At 41.3% G+C, this 2,783-nt stretch carries 2 protein-coding genes and 1 pseudogene; all 3 read right to left on the reverse strand.

Features of this window, described 5'->3' with window-relative positions:
• A partial coding sequence (locus PLA23_RS12265; RefSeq protein ID WP_324475367.1) for a DUF4276 family protein occupies positions 1 to 442 on the reverse strand: 442 nt, incomplete at its 3' end.
• Positions 443 to 446: 4 nt separating this feature from the next.
• Complete coding sequence (locus PLA23_RS12270; protein WP_324331316.1) at positions 447 to 1,562, reverse strand: AAA family ATPase; 1,116 nt, start codon at positions 1,560 to 1,562, stop codon at positions 447 to 449.
• Between the two features lie 156 nt (positions 1,563 to 1,718).
• Positions 1,719 to 2,783, reverse strand: a pseudogene (locus PLA23_RS12275) (SAM-dependent DNA methyltransferase); the annotation flags it as partial.

Below are 2,783 nucleotides of genomic sequence, written 5' to 3' on the forward strand. Positions count from 1 at the left end.
GTGATTCATTATCCGGTGACATAATTTCGTCAATTGCATCGATATTAGAAAATAGGAGTGCCTCAAATTCATGAAGTTGAATATAGGGAATAAACCGATTATTATGAATGGAATGAGTAATTGAATCCTCAATAATTTGCACTTTTTTCCAACTATTCTCAACAGACTTCGCCTCCATTTTACCTGGAGTATCAGAAGGAATGGCATAAAAGTCAAACATTGTTGTGATATAATGAGTCTTTTTTTGTAAGGTCCTTTTAATTTCAATCTCAATTTTTGAATACGAACTCACGCCTCCTCTGTATGTTTTGTTTGTTGTTTTTGTAGGGATTACATGGCAGAAACTATTGATTCCCTTCGAATATAAGTGAGGAATGAGGATTTGCTGAACAAATAATTGCTCTGTCTGGCCTTCAACAATAATCTGTAATTTCACCCCCATTGTATCACAGAGGCCCCTGAATTGGTAATCCACCCAGAAGGTTTTTTTGCCAGAGTTCTCCAACGGAAAAATCCTCCAGCCAGTCCTTTAATTCCTCTTCGTTCGGGGTAATAATTTTGGTTGATCCATCTATCCGGTCAACAATTCGGATTTCTGGAATATCAAACTGATCCAGGAGTAATGGTGATTGAGTGGTAATGAGGATTTGGCTGAATGCTGATGCACTCTTTAGCATGTCAGTGAGTAATGATATTGCAAAAGGATGGAGACCGAGTTCTGGTTCATCAATGATAATAAAGGGAGGAAGCATCTCTTTTGGTTGAAGGAGTAAAGTTGTCAGGCAAATAAATCGAAGGAGACCATCGGGTAATTGATGAGCGGTAAATGTATATTCGGAGTTTTTTTCTTTCCACTCTAATGTTATCTGATCCTCTTTCAATGGATCAGGGCGGAGAGAGAAAGATTCAAAGAACGGTGCAACATATCGAATTGTACTTTCAATTTTTAGGAAATGCCTGTTATACTTTTTATGTAAGAGATACAGATAAGCAGCAAGATTTCCTCCATCAGCCATGAGATATCTGTTTTCATGAATTTGGCATGGAAATCGTACCTGTGATGTTGTACTCGTATCATGGAAATGGTAGGTATGTAATCCATTCATGAGCGGCAATATTGCTTCCTTTATCTCATTGTCTAGAAAATCGTGAAAGATATGGGTTTCCTGATGAACATCTGGTTCCTTGTTTGTCATAACAAAATTTACCAGGGGTGTTTTTTCATCCGGTTTCAGGACTACGACCTGTTCATGAGTAAATACTAATTTATTATCCTGAGTTGGTTCCCATGCACAAAGATACCCAACTCGATCAAAAAAAATATCTGCTTCAGCATGGTGTGTTTTTTTCACTCCATGATGTAATAAGGAGTTGGCTCCTCCTGCTTTAACTGTTGCATATTGAAATCTTTTTTCCGGTATGTGATGTATTAACTCAAATAAGGAAACGATATTAGATTTTCCTGCTCCATTAGGACCAATCAGAACGGTGATCTGTCCAATGGGAAGGTCTAATTTTTCTATCGATTTCCATCCTTTTATTCGGATATGCTTTAGTTTCATGTTCGTTTCCCCCCTCGTCTCATATATTTTATCTCCGCCAAATCATAGTATAATTCATCGATTTATTCGACTAGAAGAGTATGTACTGTTACCCATTCCCGATTCATACATACTCCCTCATCTCTGAAACAAAAAAAAATGTCATGATTCAAATGATTAAATTTTTGCTTCTTCTCTCGCCTTCAGCTTCTCCGCCAGCGTAAAATGCAGATCATTGAGCCGGTCAGTCGTCCCGGAACAGTTTGGCACCGGATCCTTCCCCCGGTCCTTGTTCCAGTTGATCTTCGGCTGACTCCGGAGCACTCCGGCCGTAACAAACGGCCTGATATTCATACGAACTCCATCGTTTAAATCAGGTTCCCATCCGATCGGCTGTTCATGAAGTGGTTTCCATCTCACATATATGTCATAGGGCGACTCTCCTTCCAGGATGAGGATAAGTTTTTTCTTTAAATCTTCAGCAGCCTTGAGCCGGAGTTCTGCCCCTGTCTTTTCTGCTGCGACCTCTTCCTTTTGTTGGTTAATCCAGGCACCAAGGTATGAATAGATGAGTTTTTCTAATGCTTTCCGGTCAAGGAGATGATAATTGACGAGAACCGAGAATCCGTCCTTTCTCCCATCCCAGATCTGCCAGATGAACGGGCGTTGGTGGAAAAGTTTACAGTGATCGGTGAAAAATTCATCCCGAAGATACTGTTCCAGGTCTCCTTTGACGGCTCCCTCTTTTGTGGTATACCCGGATTTGATGAGAAGTTCCTGCTCCTTCTGAACCGACCAGTCGGGAAATGCTGCGGCAAGTATTGCTCTGACATATTCGACCAGTTTTCTTTCTCCTTTCACCGGGGGAAGGCAGAGAATACCGTCGTCGTCAACATAAGGTTTCAGTTCTTTTGCTTTTTTGACCCATTCCCGTTGTTCATCAGAGAGTTCCATCTCCGGGTCAAGTTCTGCCGGCCATAAATATTTTAATAATTTTGCGATGGCTACCTGAATCGGATCGTCGGAGTTGGCTGGGTGGCCGTGAAAGATCCACTGTGTTGGGTCGGAGGAGTAGGGTTTTGGTAAGCCATTGGGGTATTGTTCGGCAGCAACTTTGGTCCAGTATTCGAGATCGAAAGGGACTTTCGCAAGGGTCGCATTTGTGACGTTGAGTTTTTGATCGATTTTTCGGACCGCATCGTGATATTCTGATGATGAACAGAAACACCAGATAGGTGTGAG

Origin of the sequence: Methanospirillum sp. (assembly GCF_035406105.1) — an archaeon.
In the GTDB taxonomy this organism is placed as follows: domain Archaea; phylum Halobacteriota; class Methanomicrobia; order Methanomicrobiales; family Methanospirillaceae; genus Methanospirillum.

Excerpts from the sequence above, each read along its gene's own strand:
- PLA23_RS12270 (WP_324331316.1), bottom strand. The coding sequence starts at position 1,562 with ATGAAACTAAAGCATATCCGAATAAAAGGATGGAAATCGATAGAAAAA.